This is a genomic window from Virgibacillus xinjiangensis, assembly GCF_042643145.1.
Lineage (GTDB): Bacteria > Bacillota > Bacilli > Bacillales > Amphibacillaceae > Virgibacillus_O > Virgibacillus_O xinjiangensis.
In genome coordinates this window covers 19364-44306 of the sequence record NZ_JBHRSA010000004.1, presented here as the reverse complement: position 1 = coordinate 44306, position 24943 = coordinate 19364, and the positions used below count along the sequence as shown (strand labels likewise).

The following is a 24943-nucleotide window of genomic DNA, read 5'->3' as shown; positions in this document are numbered from 1 at the left end:
AAGTTCACTTTCAACAGCCGAGGTGCCGCGCAATAACAAGTCTCTGAATCTCTGAAGTCCCTTCACCAATCTCCAGCAATTTGGCATCTCTTAAATATCTTTCAACCTCATATTCCCGCATATAACCATAGCCACCGTGGATTTGTACAGCTTGGTTTGCCGCCCGGAAAGCTGTTTCGGTCGCATACAGTTTCGCAAAAGCAGCTTCCTTGCTGAAGTCTTTCTCCTTATCTTTCAACCATGCAGCTTTATATACCATATTACGTGCCAATTCTATTTCCATTGCCATATCCGCCAATTTGAACTGAATGGATTGAAAATTGGAAATATTACTCCCGAACTGCTCCCTCTCTTTAGCATAGGCTAATGACTTATCCAGAGATGCCTGGGCGATTCCCAAACCAAGTGCGCCTATGGATATTCTACCGCCATCCAAGGTTTTTAGAAATTGCGAGAAACCTTGATCCGGCTGTCCAAGGAGGTTTTTTTGTGAAACGCTTACATTTTCCAGGATGATTTGTGCCGTATCCGAACCACGGACACCCATTTTATCATAGTTGCTTGTAATCTGGATTCCTGCAGTATCACTTGGTACGATAATGGACGAAATCGTCTTCTTCCCTTTTCTATCTTTACCAGTAACAGCTGTTACAATCACCTGCTCAGAATATCCAGCATTGGTGATGAAACATTTTTCACCGTTAATCAGGTAATTTTCACCCTCCACCACTGCTGTCGTTTTAGTTCCGCCCGCATCTGAACCAGCATTTGGTTCTGTCAGACCAAAAGCACCAAGGGTTTTCCCTTGAGCCATAGGAACCAGAAATGTTTGTTTTTGTTCTTCAGATCCAAAATAATAGATGGGACTTGCACCTAATGAAACGGCTGCGGCATAGCTCAGGCCAGTACTTCCGCATACTCGTCCGATTTCCTCTACCGCAAGTGCATAGGACAGGGTGCCTCCCCCCGAACCACCATATTTTTCAGGGAAAGGAATTCCCAGCAGACCCAAATCGCCCATTTGCTTGAAAATGTCTGCCGGGAATCTAGCCTCTTTGTCAATTTCTTGTGCCCTGGGACGTATAATCTCGTCGGCGAACTCCCTAACCACTTTTTGCACCATGGATTGTTCCTTTGTCAGTTCAAAATTCACCCCATAACCCTCCTCGGCGTACCGGAATAAGTTATCAATCAGAGTATACATCTAAATATTAGCCTGTACGCTAACAAACATCAATAATTGTTGCTATTTTCTTAACTTTACATCATATTCAGCTGATTGTCCTGTTATTCCTCGGCTTCCTCAAAGGGTTTTTCATAGTCGGGTTCTGCCCAGACCTCGCTCACCTGGCCATGCTTATCAGCATCGATGACGAACGATCCGTTGCTGTACCGGTCCCTGAAGGATAATTCTTCAGGGGAAATAGTGTATATCTCGCCATTCTCCGTTTTGGCAGCCAGCTTCTCATCTTCCTCCATTGCATAAAATCCTTTCACCCGATGTGGTTTATTCTTCAATTCCTTTAGCATTACCAGGCCGCGCTTAGCCCTGCCCGTTTTCTCGAATTCCCTTAATCTCATACGTTTGCAAGCACCCCGTTGGGTTACCAGTACAAGCGATGGGTTGGAGAGACCATCAAATACCTGACCAGCAGCAACATGTTCTTCATCTTTCAACTGTATAGCTTTGACTCCGCCGGCTCTTTGGCCAACCAAAGACACTTCGGATTCCTCATACCACAAGCCGTAACCGGTATTGGAGGCAATAAAAATATCACATCTGCCATTGGACATATGAACATCTATCAGTTCATCATTTTTTTTCACGTTTAGCGCAATCAATGGCTTTGAATGTCGTTGAGCATCATACAATTTTAATTCGCTTCGTTTGATCATCCCATTTTTCGTAAAGAAGATCAGGTAGTGATCATCATGGAACTCTCTGATTGGTATGGTTTTTATAATCTGCTCTTCTTTTTCCATGGAGACAATATTGGAAATATGCTGCCCCATATCCTTCCAACGTATGTCTGGCAACTGATGAACAGGTATGACGAGATATCTGCCCCTGTTCGTAAATAACAGCAGTTTATCTGTCGTATTCAACTCATTCAGTGAGATAAGGTGATCTCCTTCTTTCAAAGCTAGGTCCTCTCCATTTGAAGCAGCGTAGGAACGCAGGCTTGTCCGCTTGACATAACCATCTCTTGTTACGGAAGTGAGTACATCTTCACTGGCTATCATCACTTCAATGTTGATCTTCAATTCCTCTATTTTATCTTCAATAAGTGTTTTTCGAGGTTCTGCAAATGTTTTCTTAATTTCCTTCAAGTCTTTTTTAATCGTCTGATGAAGCTTTTTTTCATTTGACAAAATGGACTCATATTCTGCTATCTTCTTCTGAAGCTCTTCCGCTTCCTTTTCCAGCATGGTGATGTCGGTATTGGTCAGCCTGTATAATTGGAGCATGACAATTGCCTCCGCCTGGACTTCTGTAAAGCCATACGCTTCAATGATCCGCCTTTTGGCATCCTGCTTGTCTTTGGATTCCCTGATGGTCGTAATCAGCTGATCCAGGATGGAAACGGCCTTGATCAGACCTTCGACAATATGGGCACGGTTCTTGGCCTTTCTCAAATCGTAGGCGGTTTGTCTAGTCATGACATCCTTCTGATGCTGGATATATGCATCAATTATCTGGGGAAGGGAGAGCAGTTTTGGTGTTTTATCCTGAATAGCAACCATGTTGAAGTGGTAAGTTACCTGCAGGTCCGTGTTTTTATAAAGATAGTTCAATATACCTTGACTGTTAGCATCTTTCTTCAATTCGATCACAATACGCAGGCCTGTCCGGTCTGTCTCATCCCTTACCTCTGCAATGCCTTCCACTTTTCGGTCAAGCCGGAGCTCGTCCATCTTCTTAACCATATTCGCCTTGTTCACTTCATATGGGACTTCGTCGATGACAATTTGTTGGCGGTTTCCGCGAAGATCTTCGATGTTGGCTTTACCGCGTACAATGACTTTCCCGCGTCCAGTCTCATACGCCTTCTTAATTCCATCTACCCCCTGAATGACCCCCCCGGTGGGAAAATCCGGTCCCTTCATAACCGTCATCAAATCATCAACACCAGCCTGAGGTTTATCCATGCGCAAAATGATCGCATCAATTACTTCTGTAAGGTTATGAGGAGGTATATCTGTTGCATAGCCGGAAGAAATGCCGGTAGAGCCATTGACCAGGAGGTTAGGGAACTTCGCTGGAAGAACGACCGGCTCCTCGGAGGTCTCATCGAAATTAAGGATGAAATCTACCGTTTCCTTATCAATATCACGAAGCAGTTCTGATGTGATCCGGGCCAGACGGGCTTCCGTATAACGCATAGCTGCAGGCGGATCTCCATCAATACTTCCGTTATTGCCATGCATTTCCACCAATACATTTCTCATTTTCCAATCCTGGCTCATCCGTACCATTGCTTCATAGACAGAAGAATCACCATGTGGGTGGTAATTGCCGATAACGGTTCCCACTGTCTTCGCTGATTTACGGAAATTCTTATCATGAGTATTCCGCTCTTCATGCATGGCATATAAAATTCTTCTCTGTACAGGTTTCAGCCCGTCTCGTGCGTCAGGCAGTGCTCTATCCTGGATAATATACTTGCTGTACCTTCCAAATCTGTCACCTATCACTTCTTCTAAAGGAAGGTCCAAATATTTTTCTGGCTGTGCCAAAGCAATCTCCCCTTAATTAGCTATCTATGAATTATGAATTTTATCGTTTTCCAATATGCTTGCATCTTCATCCATCCCGAACTTCACATGGCCTTCAATCCACTTCCTGCGGGGTTCTACCTTATCTCCCATCAATGTCGTCACTCTCCGTTCGGCTCTTGCAAGGTCATCGATGGTTACGCGGATCAATGTGCGTGTTTCAGGATTCATTGTAGTTTCCCATAATTGGTCGGCATTCATTTCACCCAAACCTTTATACCGCTGGATAATGTAGCCGTTTTTAAATTCCTTTACTGCCTGTTTCATTTCCTCTTCTTCCCAAGCATAGACAGTCTTTTCTTTTTTCCCTTTGCCCTTGGAGATTTTGAATAGAGGCGGAAGGGCAATAAATATTTTACCTTCCTCTACGAGTGCACGCATATAGCGGTAGAAGAAGGTGAGTAGAAGTACTTGAATATGCGCACCATCTGTGTCTGCGTCTGTCATGATGATAATCTTATCGTATTGCACATCTTCCATGTTGAAATCTCCGCCTACACCTGCTCCGATTGTATGGATGATAGTGGAAATTTCTTCATTCTTGAAGACATCTTCGAGATTGGCCTTTTCTGTGTTGATTACTTTTCCCCTTAGGGGAAGTACCGCTTGGAATTTCCGATCCCTTCCTTGTTTCGCAGAGCCTCCAGCAGAATCACCCTCAACAAGATATAGCTCATTTTTACTTGCATTCCTGGACTGTGCAGGCGTCAGCTTACCACTGAGCAGTGCGTCCTTTTTCCGTTTCTTCTTGCCGGAGCGGGCATCTTCTCTCGCTTTTCGGGCCGCTTCCCTGGCTTCTTTCGCCTTAATCGCCTTTTTGATAAGCAATGTAGAAATATCCGCGTTTTCTTCCAAAAAGTAAGTGAGCTTCTCGGAAACCACTGCATCAACAGATGATCTGGCTTCCGAAGTGCCAAGCTTCCCTTTCGTTTGTCCTTCGAATTGGAGCATTTCTTCTGGGATCCTGACGGAAACGATTGCTGTCAAACCTTCTCGAAGGTCTGTCCCCTCCAGGTTTTTGTCTTTTTCTTTCAGGAGACCAGTTCTTCTTGCATACTCGTTGAACGTACGTGTGATTGCAGCTCTCGCGCCTGATTCATGGGTACCACCGTCTTTCGTGCGAACGTTATTTACAAAGGACAGCATGCTTTCTGCATATCCATCATTGAATTGAAAAGCGAAATCCGCCTCGATCCCCTGCTGCTCCCCTTCAAATGAAACCACTTCATGCAAAGTATCCTTTTCTTCATTCAAATATGCTACGAAGGATTCTAATCCATCGGGATATTCATATAACTCGTTATCACCTGACCGTTTATCCTCCAATTCTATTTTCAAGCCTTTCAGGAGAAATGCAGATTCCCTTAAGCGTTCAGATAATGTTTCAAAATTATAGACAGTTGCTGAGAATATGGACGTATCCGGTTTGAAATGGATAACAGTTCCGGACTTTCGTGTCTTTCCTTTCTTTTCAAGGGATCCTACTGGTTTGCCACCATGCTCAAACCGCTGGAAAAATTCCTCTCCGTCCCTGTAAATGGTCACTTCCAGCCACTCAGACAGTGCGTTCACTACCGAAGCACCGACGCCATGCAGTCCTCCACTAGTTTTATAGCCGCCTTGGCCGAACTTGCCGCCAGCATGCAGAACTGTGAAAATCACCTCTGCTGTCGGCCGGCCTGTCCGATGCATACCTGTTGGTATCCCTCTTCCGGTGTCCTGTACCGATATACTGTTATCTTTATGTATGGTTACCTTGATGAGATTGCCGTAACCGGCCAAAGCTTCATCTACGGCATTGTCCACTATTTCAAATACTAAATGATGAAGACCACGAGTATCTGTGCTTCCAATATACATGCCAGGCCGTTTTCGGACAGCGTCCAAACCTTCTAGTACCTGAATCGATTCGTCTGTATATGTTTCTGAATGATTTACCAACCTGCTGTCGACTCCTTTCTTGTTCACCGAGTCCATGGATACATGCTATATTTCTATAATAGAACAAATGTTTGTTTGTGTAAAATTTTGTTTTCACGCCACCCTATAAGTACTTCAAAACATGTGCTATTAAGTATACTATATCTGTAAGCAGCATGCTAACAGCAAAAAAGGATGACAGCTGTGTGTCATCCCTCTCGCTCTCCATATTATTTCAAGAGAACGGCATGGACTACCTTAATGCATAGGTCCATTATTACCGTAAATTCACGTTCTTTCAAGTAGTGGTAGGCATCTTCATTGATAATGCCTTGCTGAGCCCAAAAAACACGACAATCTGTTTCTGCGGCTTCTTCAGCAATTGCCGGCAGATGTTCCGGCCTCCTGAATACGTTGATGATATCAATCGGTTCTTCAATTTCTTTCAAAGAACGATAGGACTTTTCACCAAGAACTTCATTCACCATAGGGTTGACTGGAATAATCCTGTATCCGTTCTGCTGCATAATATCGGCAATTTGGTAGGAAGTCCGGCCGGGGTTATCCGACAGGCCGACCACCGCAATGTTCTTTGACGTACCCAATATATTTCGCAACTCTTCATTCGACGGATTTTCCCATCCCATAAGAACCATCCTCCTCTAATTTTCCAGTAAGCCTTCTTCCACTAGATATTCCCTTGCTACATCATGTGGAGATCTGTCTTCATAATCAACTTGATAGTTCATCTGTCGCATTTCATCATCGGTGATTTTCCCGCCCAGCTGGTTCAGGGAACCTTCCAGTTCAGGGTATTGCTGCAGAGTCTCTTCTCTAATAAGTGGTGCCCCCTGATATGGTGGGAAAAGATTTTCCGTGTCTTCCAGGGTTACTAATCCTAATTCCACCATATAACTGTCTGTTGCATAAGCATCGATAACTTCAACTTCCCCGTTCGACAGTGCATCCTGCCTAATTCCCGGTTCCATTGTGCGGATGTTACTTATATCGATATTATAGACATCTTGCATCCCAACATAACCATCATAACGGTCGGTGAATTCTAGCGTGAAACCGGCAGTAATTTCATCCTGTACCTTTCTGAGATCTCCGATCGTTTCCAAGTTATACCGCTCTGCTAGTTCCCTGGTTGTCGCTACCGCATAGGTATTATTGAACTTCATCGGCTGCAGAAATTCCATGCCATATGTTTGTTTCATACCCTTTTTCGCTTGTTCATATACATCACCAGCCTCGTTGCTCTCTGCTTGTTGTTCTAGATGCGTTACAAGGGCCGTGCCTGTAAATTCAGGATAAATATCAATGTCCCCCTCCTGAAGGGCAGTAAACACGAACGCTGTTTTACCTAAACCAGGTTCGAGTGCCACTGTCAGATCTGTATCTTCTTCAATCAGCAGTTTGTACATATTTATTAATATTTCCGGTTCAGAGCCCATCTTACCACCGATAACTAAATCGGCACGTGAATCTTTTGTGGTGAAGAAAGGAATGCTTACAATCAACAGGGCACTGACTAAAACTGCCAGGAGAGATTTAAAGCCAATCTTGCCAGAAACTTTCTCCAAACCACGTAGGATGACATCCAAAAATATCGCCAGCAAGGCTGCCGGTATCGCTCCCAACAGAATCAGGTGAACATCTGCGCCCCGGTCAATCCCCAAAAGGATCAGTTCTCCCAGTCCGCCTGCTCCAATTAGAGCTGCAATGGTTGTCGTACCAACAATAAGTACCATTGATGTACGGATCCCTGCCATGATAACTGGCATTGCTAATGGAAGCTCGACCTTTGTGAGACGCTTATATGAATTCATCCCCATTCCGGTAGCGGCTTCTTTCAATGCTGGATCGACTTCTTTGATGCCAGTATACGTATTTCTTAAAATCGGTAGAATTCCATATATCGTTAAGGCTACAATGGCAGGTGTAGTCCCGATCCCAAAGAATGGGATCAAGAACGCTAGAACGGCTAGGCTCGGAATGGTTTGCAAGACAGCTGATACACCAATAACCGGGTCCGCGACCTTTTGATATCTTGTCAAAATGATACCAACAGGCACAGAGATAATGATAGCGATCAACAACGCAAGGATCGAAATCTGCAGATGTTCCCAAAGTGTTTGGTAAAGTTGGTCTTGCCTCGATTGAAGAACGGAAATAAACTCACTCACTAGTAAGACCCCCGTTCTTCTGCAATTCCTCATCTTTCAGGAAAGAAAGGATTTGATCATGACTGAGAATCCCTACTAACTTGTCCTGCTTTAATACGGGGAAGAATTCCTGTTTATTATCCAAAACCATATCCGCAGCTCTAATCAATGGCAGATGGTTGTCCAGTGTTGTAACAGCGGTGGGTTCCCCATCCTGTACCGCGCCCAAATATAAACCAGATTTATCACATACCGCATATAATCCTTGGTGGGGTATTGCTCCGTTATCAAAAAATGTTTCTGTAATCACGCGCTCATCCGCAGGTTGGGCAATGACATCTACGGCGGTATGCCAAGGAGATTTTTTCTCACCGATAAAATCTTTGACAAATTGATTTTTTGGACTGACGATCAACTGCTGAGGTTGGTCATATTGTACGATTTCTCCCTCTTTCATCAGGCACACTTGATCCCCGATTGCTAATGCCTCGTCCATATCATGGGTAACAAAAACGATGGTTTTCTCAATTTCTTTCTGAAGCCTACGAATATCTTCTTGAAGCTGTTCACGACTGATAGGGTCCAATGCACTGAAAGGCTCGTCCATAAGAATGATGTCTGGATCAGCCGCCAAGGCCCGGACCACTCCAACCCGCTGCTGTTGCCCACCAGACAATTCGTGAGGCATCCTGTCCATATAGGTTGATGGTTCCAAACCGACCATATCCAACAAGTCCTCACATCTTTTTTTCACTTTTTTCCGTTTCCATTTCATCATCTCTGGAACCACAGAAATATTTTCAGCGATGGTCAAATGGGGAAACAACGCTATTTCTTGAAGCACATAACCGATATTCCAGCGAAGTTCATCGATGTTAAATGTTTTTATATCCTGGTTATCTATATAGATGGATCCGGCTGTCGGCTCTATTAAGCGGTTGATCATTTTAAGGCTGGTTGTTTTCCCACACCCGCTTGGACCTATCAATGTAACAATTTCCCCTTTTCGGATCGTTAAGGAAAAATTCTTGACTGCTTCGGTCCCGTCCGTATAAGTTTTCCATATGTTCCTGAATTCAATCATCATTTTCCCCCTGCTGTAGAACTTTAATATGCATTGATTTCTTACAGTCTTTAGTTTATACCCTACATTCAATAAAGAAAAACGATACACCTTTCCGGGGATAAGAACAGGGATCTTTCCAATTTAAGGTTCTTTCCTTCCCTACTTCATGCTAAAATAACAACAGATTCAAAAGGATCAGGAATTCTTTTAGAAAGTAGGAGCGATGATGGACTATATTTTATTTGGTATTATTGCATATCTTTTAGGTTCTATCCCATCGGCTTTGATCGTTGGGAAAGTTGGATACCAGCTCGATATAAGAGAACATGGTAGTGGAAATTTAGGTGCAACCAACACATTCAGAGTATTGGGGTTAAAGGCTGGGATCATTGTCACTTTGTCTGATATCTTAAAAGGTACAGCTGCAGCAAGTCTACCTCTCTTAATGGACGGGGATGTCAACCGACTTGTAATTGGGTTGTTCGCTGTTCTTGGCCATACATATCCTCTTTTCGCTAGATTTAAAGGAGGGAAGGCTGTAGCTACTTCGGGAGGTATTATATTGGGAGTGAACCCATTGCTATTTGCTCTTATGATTATCAGTTTTTTGCTTACTCTGTACTTCTCCAAGTATGTATCATTATCATCGATGATTACGGGTATTGTAGCTGTAATTGCCTCCTCTATTATGGGGGAACTGGGACTCACCATCGTCACAGCTTTGCTTACACTCTTTGTTTTTTATAGACATAAGGAGAACTTGAGGCGTATAAAAAACAAGACAGAGCCCAAAATCACTTGGATGTGACCTATGTATTGCACCATGCTGTCAGACTTTAGTATACTTGAACCATTAAGTGATGATAGCAGATCCAATGAAGGGGTCATAGGATGAAACACATTTTCATAGGAATCATTACATTCTATCGGAAGGCAATAAGCCCTTTCACTCCTCCCTCCTGTCGTTTTTATCCAAGCTGTTCTGCATATGGATTAGAGGCATTTGAACGTTTTGGAGCAGTGAAGGGAGCCTACTTGACCATAAAAAGAATCAGTAAATGTCACCCTTTCCATGCTGGCGGAGTTGATTTGGTGCCAGAGAAGGACGACCAGAAACGATGATATAAGGGATCTGGATTTAAAGGAGAGATTATATTTGGAAATACAAATCAGTAAAGAAGCAGCAAAATGGTACAAAAGAGAAATGGACATAGAAGAAGATTCCACTTCGCTGCGATTTTACGTACGATATGGCGGAATGGGAGGAAACATCCCAGGATTTTCATTGGGAGTGAAAGAGAGTATTCCCGAGAATCCACATACTTCCAAGAAAGTGGAAGGTCTCCAATTTTTCATTGAAAGTAATGATGCTTGGTATTTTGATGGCAAAGACCTGAAAATAACCTACAGCAGAAAAAATGACGAACCACAGTTTAAATATTTAGAACACTAAAAAAGAGGTGTGCTGCAAGCACACCTCTTTTCTAATCCAGCTTAAATCTTTTCAGGTGTTCATACTTCCCTTCCCTCTTCAAAATATCTCGCTGCCTGCTCCCAAATAAGTCAAAATGAGGGTAATTCTCATCACGGTGGATCCACTTTGGATGGAGGTCATACTGCGCTCCCCATTTTTCCAGTTTGGTTAAATTACTGCATCCAACCTTTGTGACAGAGTCACATCCGGGGAAACGATCATCCAGCCAAAAATGAGTCAAGAAAGCGATCTTCCCATCTGTTACATCTTTTTTCCATGTTTCCACTTCTTTTTTACTTACTCCGAATGCCATCTTTAATCGTCCTCTTTACTTTGAAGGTATGCTTGATGCCACTCCGGGAAAGCCTTTCTTAACGAAAGGGGCCTGAAGCTATCTTTATGTACAATGACATGCTGGGTTGTGCCCTCTACAGCAACGTCGCCCTCACCATTGAGGATTTGATAGCCATAGGTTGTCCGGACGCCATTATATGCTTCAAGCCAAGTGATGACAGCAACCTCTTCTCCATACCGGACGGGCCTCTTGAATGAGACATTGGCATCGGTCACCGGCGAAACGACATTATTTCTCTCCATTTCGGTATAACTGAGACCAAGGTTTTCAATGAACTTGGTCCTTCCTATTTCGAACCACACGAGATAATTGGCATGGTAAACAACGCCCATTTTATCTGTCTCTTGATACCTTACTTCTATTGTAGTTCGTATTTTCCTCATGTTCTGCCCCCCTCACTGTCTAACTTTCTATATCCTACCATAGATAACCAGTAAGAATGCAGATTTTTGTTTCGAAGGGCATTAGGAGGAAGGGACCAAATAATGGCCCCTTCTTGAGCTTAGTGAAGGTTATTGTGTTGTGCTTCATCCTTGATTTCTTGGCGCATTCCTCTCACTGCCTCTTCTCGTCGCTTGTTCTTTTCCTTGATTTTCTCTTTTTGTTCCCCATGGGAAAACTCCATTGTCTCGTTAGCTTTCTCCATGTTCTGCAAAGTATCTTGCACCATACTCTGAAGCTTTTCTACATTGTCACTGCGATCGTCTGGCTTCGGCTTATAATTATGATGTGTCACTTATAACCCTCCTCTGTATGGCTCACCCATAGTCTTTTCAAAATATGGATCAATATAACTGTAAATGATTACCTTAGACAGAGACAGAGGAAATCCCATATCCAGTATGATTGGATATGGGACTAGGTTATTCGGCTTTCTTTTTTTGAGAAGAAAGATGGATGCGTTTATCCACTTCTTCTTCCAGTTTATCCATCAACAAACGATCGTTCAATATTTGTTGGCGGTTTTCCTTTACTAATTCCTCAAAAGTTAATCTCTTTTTCAAAGAAATAGCAGTTCACTCCTTTACGTGCCGTAGAGAAAAGGGTTGATTACTGGAAAAGCTCCAGCATGACGATCATCGTCTCTCTACCAGCTGATATTCCAGCATTTTTGGTATACAGCCAAGCTGTTAGTAAGAAGTATCACCAGCTATTTCAATTAATATAACTTTTCGTTAATTGAATATATAAAATTTATCTTTTATATAATAAAAAACCAGCATCGATATCGATGCTGGTTCTTTAAAAGACGATTATGCCTCTACTTTATCACGAAGAACCATTTGCAGGATTCCTCCGTGACGATAATAATCAATTTCCACTTCACTATCGAAACGGGCAATCGCGTTAAACTCTGTCGTCTTCCCGTCCTCATCTACAGCAGTTACTTTTACCAGATCATGCGGCTTGACATCTTCACCTATCTCCACATTAAATGTCTCTTTACCGGTCAGACCTAGTTGATCAGCACCTTGGCCTTTCTCAAACTGTAATGGAAGCACGCCCATCATGACCAGGTTTGAGCGGTGGATACGTTCAAAGCTTTCAGCAATAACTGTCTTGATGCCCAGAAGGTTTGTACCTTTAGCTGCCCAGTCACGTGAAGAACCCATTCCGTAGTCTTTTCCACCAAGGACGATTAATCCTGTGCCATCCTGCTGATACTTCATAGCAGCGTCATAAATAGGCATGACGTCACCAGTCGGCCAATATGTTGTATATCCGCCTTCCGTACCAGGAGCCAGAAGGTTACGGATTCGAATGTTGGCGAATGTTCCACGCATCATAACCTCATGATTTCCACGGCGGGATCCATAGGAGTTAAAGTTACGAGGAGATACTCCTTTATCCTGCAGGTGCTTGCCAGCCGGCATATCTTTTGCGATTGCACCAGCAGGTGAAATATGGTCCGTCGTTACAGAATCACCGAACTTGCCAATAGCACGCAGTTTGTTTAATGGCTTTACTGTATCTGCTTCTTTGGACAACCCTTCAAAGAATGGAGGGTTTTGTATATAAGTAGAATCTTTATCCCATTCAAACAACGGTTCGTCTGTCGTATTAATTTCATTCCATTTTTCATTGGATTCAAATACATTTTCGTATTCTTTACGGAAAATCTCAGGTGTAACAACCTTCTCGACCTGCTCCTTGATTTCTTGCATAGAAGGCCAAATGTCATTCATGTATACGGAATTTCCGTCTTTATCTTGGCCTAAAGGTTCTTTAGATAGATCTACGTCCACTGTTCCCGCTAATGCATACGCAACAACCAACGGAGGAGAAGCAAGGTAGTTCGCCTTCACCAATGGATGAATCCGCCCTTCAAAGTTACGGTTACCTGATAGCACAGAAGAAACCAGCAGGTCATTATCGGCTATAGCCTGCTCAATCTCTGGACGGAGTGGTCCTGAGTTACCGATGCAAGTAGTACATCCGTACCCGACAAGGTTAAATCCAAGCTGATCCAAATAAGGCATCAAGCCGGAGTCTTCCAAGTATTTGGTAACAACTTTGGAACCAGGAGCAAGAGATGTCTTGACATACTCCGGAACATCCAACCCTTTTTCGACCGCATTTTTCGCAAGCAGTCCTGCACCAAGCATAACATATGGGTTGGAGGTGTTTGTGCAGGAAGTTATGGCTGCAATTGCCAGAGAACCTGTTTTCATCACAGAACGGCTGCCATTAGGATGCTCGATTTCTGCTTCTTTATCAAATTCGGATTTATCCATACCGAATCCTTGGTTTCCTTCCGGAGCAGTTACAGCTTTATTGAATTCCTCTTTCATGTCGGAAAGCGCAATCAAATCCTGTGGACGTTTCGGTCCAGATAAGTTCGGTTCAAGATCTGACAGGTCAATTTCCACTAACTCCGTATACTCTGGGTCTTCCTGATCGGCGGAATACCATAGATTGTTTTCTTTGCAATACTGTTCTACGAGGTCCACCTGGCTTTGATCACGGCCTGTAAGCTTCAGGTAATTTAAAGATTCTTCATCCACAGGGAAGAAGCCGCATGTCGCTCCATACTCTGGTGCCATATTGGAAATGGTTGCACGGTCTGCAAGAGGCATATCTTTAAGTCCCGGCCCGAAATATTCGACAAACTTGCCGACTACATTTTTCTCACGCAACACCTGTGTAACTTTTAAAGCTAAGTCAGTAGCTGTTGTTCCATTCGGAAAGCTTCCCGTGAATTTCACACCGATCACATCAGGTGCAGGAATAAAGGATGGCTGTCCCAACATTCCAGCTTCAGCTTCGATGCCGCCAACACCCCACCCTAGGACTCCTAGACCATTGATCATAGTGGTGTGTGAATCCGTACCGACTAATGTATCTGGATATGCTTCCAATTCACCTTCACTATTTTTGTTTCCGTGTACCACATTTGCAATGTATTCCAGGTTTACCTGGTGAACGATTCCTGTGGCTGGTGGTACTGCACGATAATTTTCAAAAGCCTTCTGAGCCCAATTAAGAAACTCATAACGCTCCGCATTTCGCTCAAATTCAAGGTCCATATTTGCTTTCAACGCATTAGGCGTACCGTATTGATCGACTTGAACAGAGTGGTCGATAACAAGGTCTACCGGAACTTCCGGGTTGATCTTGTTTGGCTCTCCGCCCATATCCACCATAGCTTTCCTTAAGGAAGCCAAGTCGACTACGGCAGGAACCCCTGTAAAGTCCTGTAGGATTACGCGGGATGGCTTGAAAGGTACATCACTGCCCTTCCCACCTTCTGTTCCCCATTTAGCCAAACCTTCCACATGCTCATCTTTGATCTGATGGCCATCATGCTGGCGAAGCAATGATTCCAACAGAACACGGATAGAGAATGGCAGACGTGAAACTTTGCCCAGCCCAGCATTTTCTACCGCCTTTAAATCATAGTAAGTATACGTTTTTCCGTTAACGTCAAATTGCTTTTTGGAATTAAACGCGTTATTTCCCATATTTTAACCCCTCTCCCAAAATCTTGCTGTCGTCATAGTCCCTGTTTATCTTTAAAGAAAACGGGTACAAATGACCGTAGTGCAATTCTCTGTTAATACTAATTGCATAAAGGAAATGAATGAAAATTATCATTTCGATTTATATTTTATACGAAGAGAGACTATAAAACAATTATTTAACGTAAAAGTAGATATATTAATATCTTATGTAAAGTGATAAGGAAAACTTATACTCTTGCTAAACAGCTATGTTCTGAACTTATATCCCTTCTTGTGTTGGAAAACTTATCATAAAAGTACTTCCTTTCTCTTCATTTCTTTTTACGGAAAGTTTTCCATTATGCCTTTCCAGAATTTTTTTGGTGATCATCAAGCCAAGCCCTGTGCCACCCTTTTTGGTGGTGAAGAAAGGCTCACCTAATTTGTGGATGAGCTCATCAGGAACTCCTGCTCCTTCATCCGTTACCTGGATGCAGATTTCTTCAGTATTCTTTATCGTTTTTACAACGATTCTGCCAGGCTCTTCCATTGCTTCTATGGAATTTTTGATTAAATTCAGCAAAACTTGCTTCACTTGTGAACGGTCACAATAGATGAAAGAGGCATCTTCCTCTTCTGCTATATGGCTAATGTCGATACCTTTTATTTTCGCCTGGGTCGACATCAGTGTAACCACATCCCTTATCATTTCTGTCACCGGCTCCATTTTCAGATGGTCTGTCAATGGTTTGGAAACAAAAAGCAGTTCCGTGGTGATTTTTTCCATCTTCTCAATTTCTTCCAACATGATCTTATAATACTCATCCCTGCCTTTGACTCCAGCCTGCAATAATTGGAGAAACCCTTTCAATGAAGTAAGGGGGTTTCGGATTTCATGTGCAATACCAGCAGCAAGCTGTCCAGCGTCGGACATTTTTTCATACCGAATCATCAGTTCTTCCAATTCTTTTCTCTCTGTCATATCTTTAAAGATGCTGACGTAGAAATGGTTGCCTGTCATTTGGTCTTCTATTTTTTTTTAAATTGCATTCAGATCTGATGTACTCGCCATTAGTATGCAATAGACTGGCCGTAAACGTTTGGCTGTGTTCCGCCGCCTTATCTACGGTATTCTTTATGAAAGAGGCACCCTGGGGGGATACTAGTTCATGCCACTTGAGTGTCCGGACTTGCGAAAGGTCATAGCCGAGCATCTTCTCAAAGGATTTAGATATGTACCTGGCATTCCCTCCTTCGTCCCAAACAATAATCATTCTATCGGTGGCCTCACCTATCCAACTCAAAATTGAGGGAGGGAGCTTGGACTGGTCTGTTAGAATCCCACTTGAAAACCCTCTGTTTGTCTCCGGGTTGTTTTGTTTATATAGATTTTTATACTGCATGGTTGTAAATTCCTCCCTCCAAAATATAAAAGCCTGCAATTTTCACATACACTATTGTCCGTTCTGTTTGCCCTTTCAAGCGCCTTGTGTCTTGTCTAACCCATAAATTCCTATTATAATTGATGTTAACGGCTTGTATGTTCCTACCATAATTTTACTATCAGATTATATGTAATACTACTATAAAGAGAACAAAAAATAAATCGCTTGAAATTAGAAAATAGGGTTTCCGTTATCGTTCTCTTGGAAAACCAGGTGAAAAAAATGGCAATTGTATTGGATTATTTAATCGTACTTTGGGGTTTTATCATGATCGGTCTCATGGGCATTGGCGGTTTTTTCATGTTTCGAAAGTTCCTGAAAAAACTGCCAAAAGCTGACGGCCGTTCTGATATGGACTGGGAAGAATTTTATATGGAGAAAACACGACATATGTGGCAGGAAAAGGAGAAGGAATTTCTAGAGGAACTTGTCTCGCCAGTCCCGGAGCTGTTCCGAGACGTTGCCAGACACAAGATTGCCAGTAAGGTTGGTGAAGTGGCACTCCGAAAAAATGAACAGACCATTACTGAGGATACATTGATTGAAGGATATATAGTAGCAACTCCCAAGCGGGATCATAAATTTCTCCGAAAGAAACTGGAGGAAAAAAATATCGACACTACACCATATGAGCACCTGTTCAGCCAGTCAAGGGTGGATTATGCGGAAAATTGGCAGGAGCGCTATCCCTCCGGCCGATGATTGTCCACAAAAATGCGCCAAGAGTTTTTCTTGGCGCATTTTTAGGCTGTCTGACATTTCAGCTGCCTCTCCATCTGTACATATTTATAGAGCATGGCAGATCGCCATGTCAGAATCATGAAGAGAGCCAGAATGAAGAACATTCCGCTCGTCTCACCAAAGGAAATCGTACTGCCGATAATCAATTTGAAGACCAGTCGGAATACAAGCAGAGCCACGAGGATGACCGCAAAGTATTTAGACGGTATCAAGTAGATGTCCTGGCCCCTTACCTCAAATTTGGTTGTTTTAATAAGAAAGATTGAACATACCATACCTGCCGCTCCAGCTTCGAGAACCTGCAAAAAATTGATGTGGAACATAGGAAAGATAAACATCAATCCTCCCGTACTCATAAATAAAGGCGGCAGTATGATCTTCCTTACTGAGGCGGGCTTCTTAGCCGCCCTGAGGCGGATAACAATCATCATGGAAGCCATACAGGCAGCAACAATGGTACTAGCTATCAGCCAAAACATGCTAACCACTCTTTCCTGTTGGCAAATACGGTATTTCAATAAGCTTATAAGTCATTCAAGCCCCTCCTTATTGCTCCGTATCTTCAGCGATCGTTAAGATGATGGTCATCATGACACCGACAACCGTTAAATAAACACCTAGATCAAATAACATGGCTGTTGCCAATTCCACTTCACCAAATATTGGAAAATGGAAATAACCGAAAGTTTGGGATAAGAATGGCACACCAAACAGGAAGGAACCGGCTCCGGTACCCAGTGCGACAGCCAAACCGATCGGTATCATTGTCGTATAATTAATTGGCAGCATCTTCTTTACGGCTTCCATTCCATAGGCCATGTTCAATAGAAGAATGGCAGCGGCTGTCAATAAACCGCCGATAAACCCGCCTCCGGGAGCATTGTGTCCAGCGATAAACAAATAAATGGAAAAGCCAAGCAGAATAAATGTAATAACGGAAGTGGTCGTCCGCAGAATTAGGTCATTCGTTCTGTTCATATAAATACGTCCCCTTTTTCATTCACCTTATAATACTTAATGATAGTACAATTATACCTAAAAATCCATTAAAATCCGTAGAACCCAAACCACCCGGCTAGAAATGCAGTTATCTTGGTCGTCCAGTCAAAAAACAAGGCAACCCCCATGGCAATCATTACATAACCGCCGATTTTCACCAGACGGGAACTGTGTTTTTTAAACCAACTTAATTTTCCTATGAAAAGAGACAGGACAAAAAATGGTATGGAAAATCCTAGTACATAACTGATCATCATTACCATGCCTACATCAGGGTTCGTGGCTGCAAGTGACAGAACAATAGCCAGAATGGGCCCTGTACAAGGGGTCCATCCAAGAGAAAATGCCGTACCCACTAAATAGGATCCAAAGTAACCGGCAGGCCGGTTTTTAAATTGAATTTTTCTATCTTTCATCAGAAATTCAAAATTCAAGACACCTACAATCACAAGACCGAAAAAGACAATCAGAACGGCTCCAATTTGCCTGATAATGTTCTGGTAAGTCATCAAAAACTCGGAGATATAGGAAGTCGTAAAACCTATCATGATGAATACACTCGAGAAACCAAGCAGGAAAAACAAGGTATGGAGCATGGCCTTTTTATTGAGCTTTGTATTTTCCTCCTGAATATCGCTTACACTCATACCGGTTATGTAGGATAGGAAAGCTGGAAAGAGAGGCAAAACACAGGGGGATACAAACGACAGGAAACCTGCCCCGAAAGCGAGAAAAACATTGATCTCTTCCATAGTAATCCTCCTAATGACATCGCTTTATTCATTTTAACAGAATCAGAAGGTCAGACAAGCAATTGATTTTGACAATAACGCAACAATCACATCAAACTTTCCAGCAATTAAAAATACCCCCAACTATAAGAATAGAAAGGAGTATATCTGCATGCCTCACATTATTTTGAATAATGAATTAGTGCATATTACTTACCGGACTGATTCTGGTTGTTCATCGCCCGCATCATTTGATTGATTTTCTTTTGGCTAGGCTTCTGTCCCATCTGCATCATTAATGTGCGTAGCATCTGTTCATTGATTGGCGGGTTCTTCTTTAAATAATTCATCATATACTTTCTTGCAATGAAAAATCCAAGCGCAACACCGGCAATCAATGCCAAAATTGCAATTAGTACGACCCAAATCGTGCTCATTTCAAGCTTTCCTCCTTCGTGTTGTCTCCTATACAGTATAGTAAATTACTGATAAGAATACAACACATGTCCACTCAGGGATACATTGAGCTGCTGGATGGGAGAGATCCAGCCGAACTTCAAATGATTGTTTCCTACTACGAATAATTTGTTATCAAATCTACGAAGCAGGGGAAACAACAAATCTTCTGCATCCTGTAATGTTTTACAGACAAATTGTAATTGCTTTTCCTTTATGTGTAAAGAAATATACTTATCTTCCAGATAGAATTCCACCATGTCCCCATTTATTACGATCTTTTCACTACGAGAAAAACCAAAGTCACGGCATGTCTCCAAATATGTAACTAAATCGTTGACGGAAAAACTGTTTGTAATATAGTTAAATTGATTTCTTAGGTCTGGTCTGCGGTGGTTGCGTTGATAAGCATATATGAAACGGTATAATAGATCACTTTTATGGAAATAATTATTAGCTATTTCTTCTTTGATCCAGAAGATAGAATACTCATACATACAATCATCTCCTTTTATAACCTATTATACGTATGTAACTTTAAAAAAATGTCACTTCCTCTTGCAAACCCCCACTAGTTTTGTCAAAAAAAGATGGCTCCAATAAAGGAGCCATCTTCAGACAATTACTTGATAACAGATTCTACATACTTAATCACATTTTCGACGGTGAATCCATATTCTTCCATCACTTTTTCTCCATTGGCAGAGGCACCGAATCTGTCAATGCCAAGTACTTTTCCTTCGTCGCCCACATAGCGTTCCCAACCGAAAGGTGAGCCCATTTCGATTGCCACACGACTTTTCACAGCAGGAGGAAGTACCTCATTACGGTAAGCTTCATCCTGTGCATTAAAGCGATCCCAAGAAGGCATGCTTACTACGCTGACCTCAATTCCTTTTTCTTTCAGTTCCTGTTGCGCACGTACCGCCAGTTGGACCTCAGAACCCGTTGCAAGAAGCAGGGCATCCGGTGTTTCTTTATCGCTTTTGCTTACGACATAAGCACCTTTTTTAACACCTTCATAGGCTTTTTCCTTTGTTCCTTCCAATGTTGGGAGGTTCTGTCTGGTCAGCACAAGAGCGTTTGGCTGGTCAGTTGATTCGAGTGCAAGTCTCCAAGCAGCCTGTGTTTCATTAGCGTCTCCTGGACGGATTAGAGATAATCCTGGCATCGCTCTCAGAGAGGATAATTGCTCGATCGGTTCATGGGTAGGACCATCTTCACCTACAGCAATGGAATCATGGGTAAACACATATGTTACAGGAGCCTGCTGAATAGAAGCCAAACGGATAGATGGACGCAGATAATCACTGAAGACAAAGAATGTACCTGCAAACACTTTTAGCCCTCCGTGAAGTGCCATACCATTCAGGGCAGCACCCATGGCATGTTCACGCACACCGAACCAGATATTTCTTCCAGCATAGTTTTTACGTGAAAAATCATCTTCTCCTTCAATCAGCGTTTTATTTGAGCCTGCCAGGTCGGCACTTCCTCCGAAGAAGTTTGGCACGGACTTGGCAATAGCGTTCAGCACCTTGCCTGACGATGCACGTGTCGCCAATGTATCCTTCTCAGGCTCAAATACTGGAAGTTCTTTATCCCAATCTGCAGGGAGTTCCCCTTTAAGTGCGAGTTCAAACTCTTCGCCTGCTTCCGGATATTTTTCCTTATATGTTTCCAGTTTTTGGTTCCACTCTGCTTCAGCTTCTTCCCCTTGCTTACCGATTTTTTCATTGAAATCGGCATAGACGTCTTCTGGTACATGGAACTCTTCATGTTCCCATTCATAAAATTCCTTCGTGAGTTTGACTTCATCTCCGCCCAGAGGAGCACCGTGAGATGCAGCAGAAGCAGATTTGTTCGGAGAACCATAGCCGATTACAGTTTTAACTTCGATCAATGTCGGCTGGTCTGTATTCGCTTGTGCTTCTTTAATGGCATTACGGATTTCGTCCACATCATTTCCGTCCTCTACACGGAGTACTTGCCATCCATATGCCTTGAAGCGCTGCTCAGAATTGTCGGAGAAAGACCTGTTCAGATCACCATCAAGGGAAATATCGTTGGAATCATAAAGAGCAATCAGCTTCCCTAGGCCGAGATGTCCAGCCAAAGATGCAGCTTCATGAGAGATCCCTTCCATCAAGTCCCCGTCACTGACAATTGCATAAGTATAATGGTCAACCATATCGATGTCATCTTTATTGAATTTTGCGCTTAGATGAGCTTCAGCCATAGCCATTCCAACTGACATTGCTATCCCTTGCCCAAGTGGCCCTGTAGTTGCTTCCACACCGTCGGTATGATGTACTTCCGGATGTCCTGGTGTTTTGGAATCCCACTGACGGAAATTCTTCAGATCATCCATTGTCACGTTATAACCCGAAAGGTGAAGCAGGCTGTATAGAAGCATGGAACCATGGCCTGCAGATAAAACAAAGCGGTCTCTATTGAACCACTTGGAATTTTTAGGATTATGGTTCATAAAGTCTGTCCACAATGTATAAGCCATTGGGGCAGCGCCCATAGGCAAACCCGGGTGTCCGGAGTTTGCATTCTCGATCGCGTCGATCGACAATGTACGAATGGTGTTGATTGATTTCTGTTCAATTGCGTTTGCCATTTAAAATCTCCTTTACTCTTTCTGTCTGATAAGTTTGTCACATATACATTCTATAATGAAACATTTCACATAACAAGTCTGAGTTCTGCTCCTATGGAAACGTAAAATTAAATTTAGTGCTTTTTATTCCTGTCTTGAAGATCCCTTACTTTTTGAGGAGTTACATCGTTCCCATCAGGATCCATGACTGTCATCGATTTGAACTGGTTTTTAAACGACCTGCGGACATTTTTCAAGTATTCTTCCCGAAGCTGTTTCTGTTCCTCTTTTTCCGTTTCCGTCAATCCGTCTTTCTTTGATTTTTTGGAAAGCTCATTGATCCGCTCAATTTTTCCTTTTGATAACATGGTCTATAACCTCCTTGGCTGTCCTGTCCAACAAACTAAAAGAGCAGGGACAGTCTCGTCCTTGCTCTTCATCTTATCTTTCCATATGGACATTATCAAGTATTTTGATACTCCTTGTATCTACGGTGTACCGTCGCTTTCGAGACAGGGTAACCCAAGTTATTCAAGGTCCTGGCAATTTCTTCAAACGTAAGTTTATTCTGTCTCAACCGTACTACTTCTTCTATTGGGAAATCGACTCTCTCCCTGCCTGGGGCATTATTGCGGTTGGAAAGGTTATCTGCTGGGTTGAAGCCGTTGCTGACCGCCTTTTTCATTCCTCTCTTAATTTTGGTATTATGGATTTTACGTTGATATTCCTCTACGATTCCTACAATTTGGAGAACCATGGAATCGGACTCGGAAAGTTCCAATTCTCCATCGTGGATTGCGGTATAAACTGGAACCTTGAGTTTTTGCAGCTGATGGAACAAAGCGATTTTGGTATTTCCCCGGCCGAGCCTTGTCTCATCCTGTATTAGAAGACAGTCAGCTTTTCCTTCTGTAAAATAATCCAGCATTTCAAATACCCCGTCCCGGTCAATATCATAACCGCTCTTCTGTTCTTCTATGGTGGCAACCACTTCAAAACCGAAATTCACAGCAAGATCATTAAGTTCCTTCCTCTGCCTTGCGAGTGATGTTTCCTGTTCGGTTTTATTCGTACTTACTCTACAATACACGATAGCTTTCATTGGACAAAACCCCTTGTGTTAATCTCAGCTGGTTATCATAGCAAAATAAAGAAACCCCAACATTAATATAAAAGTAATTATATAAAATGCATCGGTCTTTGTTATTTTACCAAACATTCAGCATTCCTCCCACTAAAATATAAGAACTATTGTTCGCATACAAATCATGTTAATACGAACATACGGTCCTGTCAACCGTTTTTTCGAACTAACGTTTGCATTAGCTAGTACCGAATGGTAAACTATCACTAGTAAATTCTATGTGCGAGGTGTTTGATAGATGACTAAGCTTTCAAAAAGGCAGCAAATGATCCTTGATTATATAAAAGAACAAGTCGGCGATAAAGGTTATCCACCTTCCGTCCGAGAAATCGCTGAAGCAGTCGGACTGGCTTCCAGCTCCACGGTACACGGGCATTTATCCAGATTGGAGAGCAAGGGCTTCATCAGGAGGGATCCTACAAAACCGCGTGCTATAGAAGTCTTGAATCTGGAAGAGGAAAACAATATTCCAAGAGAAGAAGTTCGGTATGCCCCAGTCATAGGTAAAGTTACAGCAGGCTTGCCTATAACTGCCGTGGAAAATATCGAAGAGTTCATTCCTCTCCCTGATTCCACTGCAGGTACGGATGATAATCTATTTATTCTAGTAATTGATGGGGAAAGTATGATAGAAGCTGGAATACTTGATGGGGACATGGTCATCGTAAAGCAGCAGAACACTGCTCAGAACAGTGATATAGTGGTAGCGATGACCGAGGAGAATGAAGCGACAGTAAAACGGTTTTTCAAAGAGAAGGATCATATCCGTCTTCAGCCGGAGAATGCTACCATGGAACCTCTCATCTATGACAATGTGACGATACTTGGAAAGGTAATAGGTCTCTACAGGAATATCCATTAAAAAAGCTGCCATGTGGCAGCTTTTTTAATGTTCCTTGCCCATATACATGCTAGAATTGGACTGCTAATTTCGAGCAAACATTTCCTATACAATATAATTTTGTCTTCGTTTTGCAGATGCCCCTCGCGGTACATACAAATTAAAAAGAACTTCCATTCATGAGCCGCTTTCCCATACTTAATCTGCTGATTGGTCTATAGGCAAGCGGTAAGGCAGCGGGTTTTGATCCCTGATTCGCTGGTTCAAGCCCAGCTAGACCAGCCACCCCCACCATAGTTGGTCCAATAAGGTACAACACTGCCAAGTAAACCCGGACAGTGTCGTACCTTATTTTTCATATCGCGTGCACACCCCATTAAACAGAGAATATACTGGCAAGGAATCACAACTATAACATTAGGGATGTGGAGACATGATACAGCTGCCCGGACTGGATTTTGAATCAGCATTCAATTGGGCTTCCGATCCCATTGAACATACGATTCTTAACCAAATGCATAGCCAGCCTGTCGTTTATTCCTACCAATCTATTGATGGATTACAGTTTGAATTAAAGTTGCGCAAAAATATCATAAGGAGTGCCAAAGCACTGAATGAGAGTGAAGCAAAATTTGAAACCTTTAAAAACTCCCGCTGTAACCCCGATTTTTGGCATCGTACAAATGTTGGAGGGTTCCGTTTAAGACAGGATGTTTCGCCAGCTGATGGTATCTTGGATATATACAAAAACAGCTCTTTGTATGGCTTTGAATGTGCTACAGCTATATTGATCATCTATTACCATGCTGTACTGGAGTCCATCGGAGAAAGATTGTTTAATCAATATTTTCAACAGCTATATTTATACAGCTGGCATCATGATACAGATCTGGGTATCCAACGAATTCAGACAGAATATATATTGCCAGGCGATGTTGTTTATTTCAACAATCCCGATTTCCATCCCGAAACGGACTGGTGGAGAGGAGAAAATGCAGTAGTTTTGGAAGACGGCATGTACTTTGGGCACGGTATGGGGATTACGACCGGGGAACGGATTATCCAATCTTTAAATCAACAACGAAGACCAGGTGGAACGCGATCAGCGTATTTAATGCGTTCCGCTACCAGGCCTTCTTTTGGCCATCTCGCTCGTATCACTTCGCTTTCTCGAAGTTTTGCCCCTTATAAAGTCCACTACCCCGTCGTCCATCATGATAGGACCTCTCTTTCCTACACTGGATACCTAAGCTTTTTAAATGGAGTTTATTACTCTTAGA

The 24943-nt window shown here is 42.7% G+C and carries 27 protein-coding genes and 1 tRNA gene; 7 read left to right on the top strand and 21 right to left on the bottom strand.

Features of this window, described 5'->3' with window-relative positions:
* Positions 1-10: 10 nt before the first annotated feature.
* From ACFOGI_RS01175 to ACFOGI_RS01150, 6 genes are all read right to left on the bottom strand, one after another.
* Positions 11-1153 (bottom strand): acyl-CoA dehydrogenase family protein, encoded by a 1143-nt coding sequence (locus tag ACFOGI_RS01175; RefSeq protein WP_390267154.1) that lies wholly within the window; start codon positions 1151-1153, stop codon positions 11-13.
* Between the two features lie 134 nt (positions 1154-1287).
* Entirely contained in the window at positions 1288-3738 is a 2451-nt protein-coding gene (gene parC, locus ACFOGI_RS01170) for a DNA topoisomerase IV subunit A (protein WP_390267151.1), read from the bottom strand.
* A gap of 24 nt (positions 3739-3762) precedes the next feature.
* Positions 3763-5754: a DNA topoisomerase IV subunit B gene (gene parE / locus ACFOGI_RS01165; RefSeq protein WP_390267148.1), complete on the bottom strand. Its 1992-nt coding sequence runs from the start codon at positions 5752-5754 to the stop codon at positions 3763-3765.
* 173 nt (positions 5755-5927) lie between these two features.
* A complete protein-coding gene (locus ACFOGI_RS01160; RefSeq protein ID WP_390267145.1) occupies positions 5928-6344 on the bottom strand; it encodes a CoA-binding protein in 417 nt (138 codons plus the stop codon).
* A gap of 15 nt (positions 6345-6359) precedes the next feature.
* Positions 6360-7886: an ABC transporter permease/substrate-binding protein gene (locus ACFOGI_RS01155; RefSeq protein WP_390267141.1), complete on the bottom strand. Its 1527-nt coding sequence runs from the start codon at positions 7884-7886 to the stop codon at positions 6360-6362.
* Positions 7879-8949, bottom strand: a complete 1071-nt coding sequence (locus tag ACFOGI_RS01150) for an ABC transporter ATP-binding protein (RefSeq protein ID WP_390267138.1) — start codon at positions 8947-8949, stop codon at positions 7879-7881. Before ACFOGI_RS01150 ends, ACFOGI_RS01155 begins: the two co-directional genes overlap by 8 nt.
* A gap of 208 nt (positions 8950-9157) precedes the next feature.
* Between ACFOGI_RS01150 and plsY the strand changes: the two genes are divergently transcribed.
* The 3 genes from plsY to ACFOGI_RS01135 all read left to right on the top strand — a co-directional run bounded on the left by plsY (position 9158) and on the right by ACFOGI_RS01135 (position 10384).
* The gene (plsY, locus tag ACFOGI_RS01145; protein ID WP_390267135.1) at positions 9158-9739 is read left to right on the top strand and encodes a glycerol-3-phosphate 1-O-acyltransferase PlsY; all 582 of its coding nucleotides are present in this window, start codon (positions 9158-9160) and stop codon (positions 9737-9739) included.
* An 83-nt stretch (positions 9740-9822) separates the two neighbouring features.
* Positions 9823-10053, top strand: a complete 231-nt coding sequence (gene yidD, locus ACFOGI_RS01140; protein ID WP_390267132.1) for a membrane protein insertion efficiency factor YidD — start codon at positions 9823-9825, stop codon at positions 10051-10053.
* 34 nt (positions 10054-10087) lie between these two features.
* On the top strand, positions 10088-10384 hold the full coding sequence (locus ACFOGI_RS01135) for a HesB/YadR/YfhF family protein (RefSeq protein WP_390267129.1): 297 nt from the start codon (positions 10088-10090) through the stop codon (positions 10382-10384).
* A 31-nt stretch (positions 10385-10415) separates the two neighbouring features.
* On the opposite strand, the gene ACFOGI_RS01130 is transcribed toward ACFOGI_RS01135, so the two are convergent.
* From ACFOGI_RS01130 to ACFOGI_RS01100, 7 genes are all read right to left on the bottom strand, one after another.
* Positions 10416-10718 (bottom strand): hypothetical protein, encoded by a 303-nt coding sequence (locus ACFOGI_RS01130; RefSeq protein ID WP_390267126.1) that lies wholly within the window; start codon positions 10716-10718, stop codon positions 10416-10418.
* Between the two features lie 2 nt (positions 10719-10720).
* Positions 10721-11143 (bottom strand): acyl-CoA thioesterase, encoded by a 423-nt coding sequence (locus ACFOGI_RS01125; protein WP_390267123.1) that lies wholly within the window; start codon positions 11141-11143, stop codon positions 10721-10723.
* A gap of 119 nt (positions 11144-11262) precedes the next feature.
* Complete coding sequence (gene tlp, locus ACFOGI_RS01120) at positions 11263-11496, bottom strand: small acid-soluble spore protein Tlp (RefSeq protein ID WP_390267121.1); 234 nt, start codon at positions 11494-11496, stop codon at positions 11263-11265.
* A gap of 127 nt (positions 11497-11623) precedes the next feature.
* Positions 11624-11764 (bottom strand): FbpB family small basic protein, encoded by a 141-nt coding sequence (locus ACFOGI_RS01115; protein ID WP_390267118.1) that lies wholly within the window; start codon positions 11762-11764, stop codon positions 11624-11626.
* Positions 11765-12013: 249 nt separating this feature from the next.
* Positions 12014-14722: an aconitate hydratase AcnA gene (acnA, locus tag ACFOGI_RS01110; protein WP_390267115.1), complete on the bottom strand. Its 2709-nt coding sequence runs from the start codon at positions 14720-14722 to the stop codon at positions 12014-12016.
* A gap of 259 nt (positions 14723-14981) precedes the next feature.
* A complete protein-coding gene (locus ACFOGI_RS01105; RefSeq protein ID WP_390267112.1) occupies positions 14982-15722 on the bottom strand; it encodes an ATP-binding protein in 741 nt (246 codons plus the stop codon).
* Positions 15688-15975: a PAS domain-containing protein gene (locus tag ACFOGI_RS01100; protein ID WP_390268047.1), complete on the bottom strand. Its 288-nt coding sequence runs from the start codon at positions 15973-15975 to the stop codon at positions 15688-15690. Before ACFOGI_RS01100 ends, ACFOGI_RS01105 begins: the two co-directional genes overlap by 35 nt.
* A gap of 393 nt (positions 15976-16368) precedes the next feature.
* Here ACFOGI_RS01100 and ACFOGI_RS01095 point away from each other — a divergent pair, with 393 nt between their 5' ends.
* Positions 16369-16848 carry a DUF2621 family protein gene (locus ACFOGI_RS01095; RefSeq protein WP_390267109.1) on the top strand — a complete coding sequence of 160 codons (480 nt, stop codon included), beginning with the start codon at positions 16369-16371 and terminating at the stop codon, positions 16846-16848.
* Between the two features lie 41 nt (positions 16849-16889).
* Here ACFOGI_RS01095 and ACFOGI_RS01090 read toward each other — a convergent pair whose 3' ends face one another.
* The 8 genes from ACFOGI_RS01090 to ACFOGI_RS01055 form a co-directional block, all read right to left on the bottom strand.
* Positions 16890-17366, bottom strand: a complete 477-nt coding sequence (locus tag ACFOGI_RS01090) for a CcdC family protein (RefSeq protein ID WP_390267106.1) — start codon at positions 17364-17366, stop codon at positions 16890-16892.
* Positions 17367-17433: 67 nt separating this feature from the next.
* On the bottom strand, positions 17434-17865 hold the full coding sequence (locus ACFOGI_RS01085) for a Na(+)/H(+) antiporter subunit B (protein WP_390267103.1): 432 nt from the start codon (positions 17863-17865) through the stop codon (positions 17434-17436).
* Between the two features lie 68 nt (positions 17866-17933).
* Complete coding sequence (locus ACFOGI_RS01080) at positions 17934-18638, bottom strand: cytochrome c biogenesis CcdA family protein (protein ID WP_390267100.1); 705 nt, start codon at positions 18636-18638, stop codon at positions 17934-17936.
* A gap of 188 nt (positions 18639-18826) precedes the next feature.
* Complete coding sequence (locus ACFOGI_RS01075) at positions 18827-19054, bottom strand: YneF family protein (RefSeq protein WP_390267097.1); 228 nt, start codon at positions 19052-19054, stop codon at positions 18827-18829.
* A 45-nt stretch (positions 19055-19099) separates the two neighbouring features.
* Positions 19100-19570, bottom strand: coding sequence for a sporulation inhibitor of replication protein SirA (gene sirA / locus ACFOGI_RS01070; protein ID WP_390267094.1), 471 nt, complete (start codon positions 19568-19570; stop codon positions 19100-19102).
* Between the two features lie 125 nt (positions 19571-19695).
* Positions 19696-21699 carry a transketolase gene (gene tkt, locus ACFOGI_RS01065; protein WP_390267091.1) on the bottom strand — a complete coding sequence of 668 codons (2004 nt, stop codon included), beginning with the start codon at positions 21697-21699 and terminating at the stop codon, positions 19696-19698.
* Between the two features lie 113 nt (positions 21700-21812).
* Positions 21813-22046, bottom strand: a complete 234-nt coding sequence (locus ACFOGI_RS01060; protein WP_390267088.1) for a DUF896 domain-containing protein — start codon at positions 22044-22046, stop codon at positions 21813-21815.
* 95 nt (positions 22047-22141) lie between these two features.
* Positions 22142-22780 (bottom strand): YneB family resolvase-like protein, encoded by a 639-nt coding sequence (locus ACFOGI_RS01055; protein WP_390267085.1) that lies wholly within the window; start codon positions 22778-22780, stop codon positions 22142-22144.
* A 280-nt stretch (positions 22781-23060) separates the two neighbouring features.
* Between ACFOGI_RS01055 and lexA the strand changes: the two genes are divergently transcribed.
* From lexA to ACFOGI_RS01040, 3 genes are all read left to right on the top strand, one after another.
* Positions 23061-23684, top strand: coding sequence for a transcriptional repressor LexA (gene lexA, locus ACFOGI_RS01050; protein ID WP_390267082.1), 624 nt, complete (start codon positions 23061-23063; stop codon positions 23682-23684).
* 190 nt (positions 23685-23874) lie between these two features.
* A tRNA-Gln gene (locus tag ACFOGI_RS01045) sits at positions 23875-23948 on the top strand.
* Positions 23949-24096: 148 nt separating this feature from the next.
* Positions 24097-24942: a protein-glutamine gamma-glutamyltransferase gene (locus ACFOGI_RS01040; RefSeq protein WP_390267079.1), complete on the top strand. Its 846-nt coding sequence runs from the start codon at positions 24097-24099 to the stop codon at positions 24940-24942.
* Position 24943: the final 1 nt, after the last annotated feature.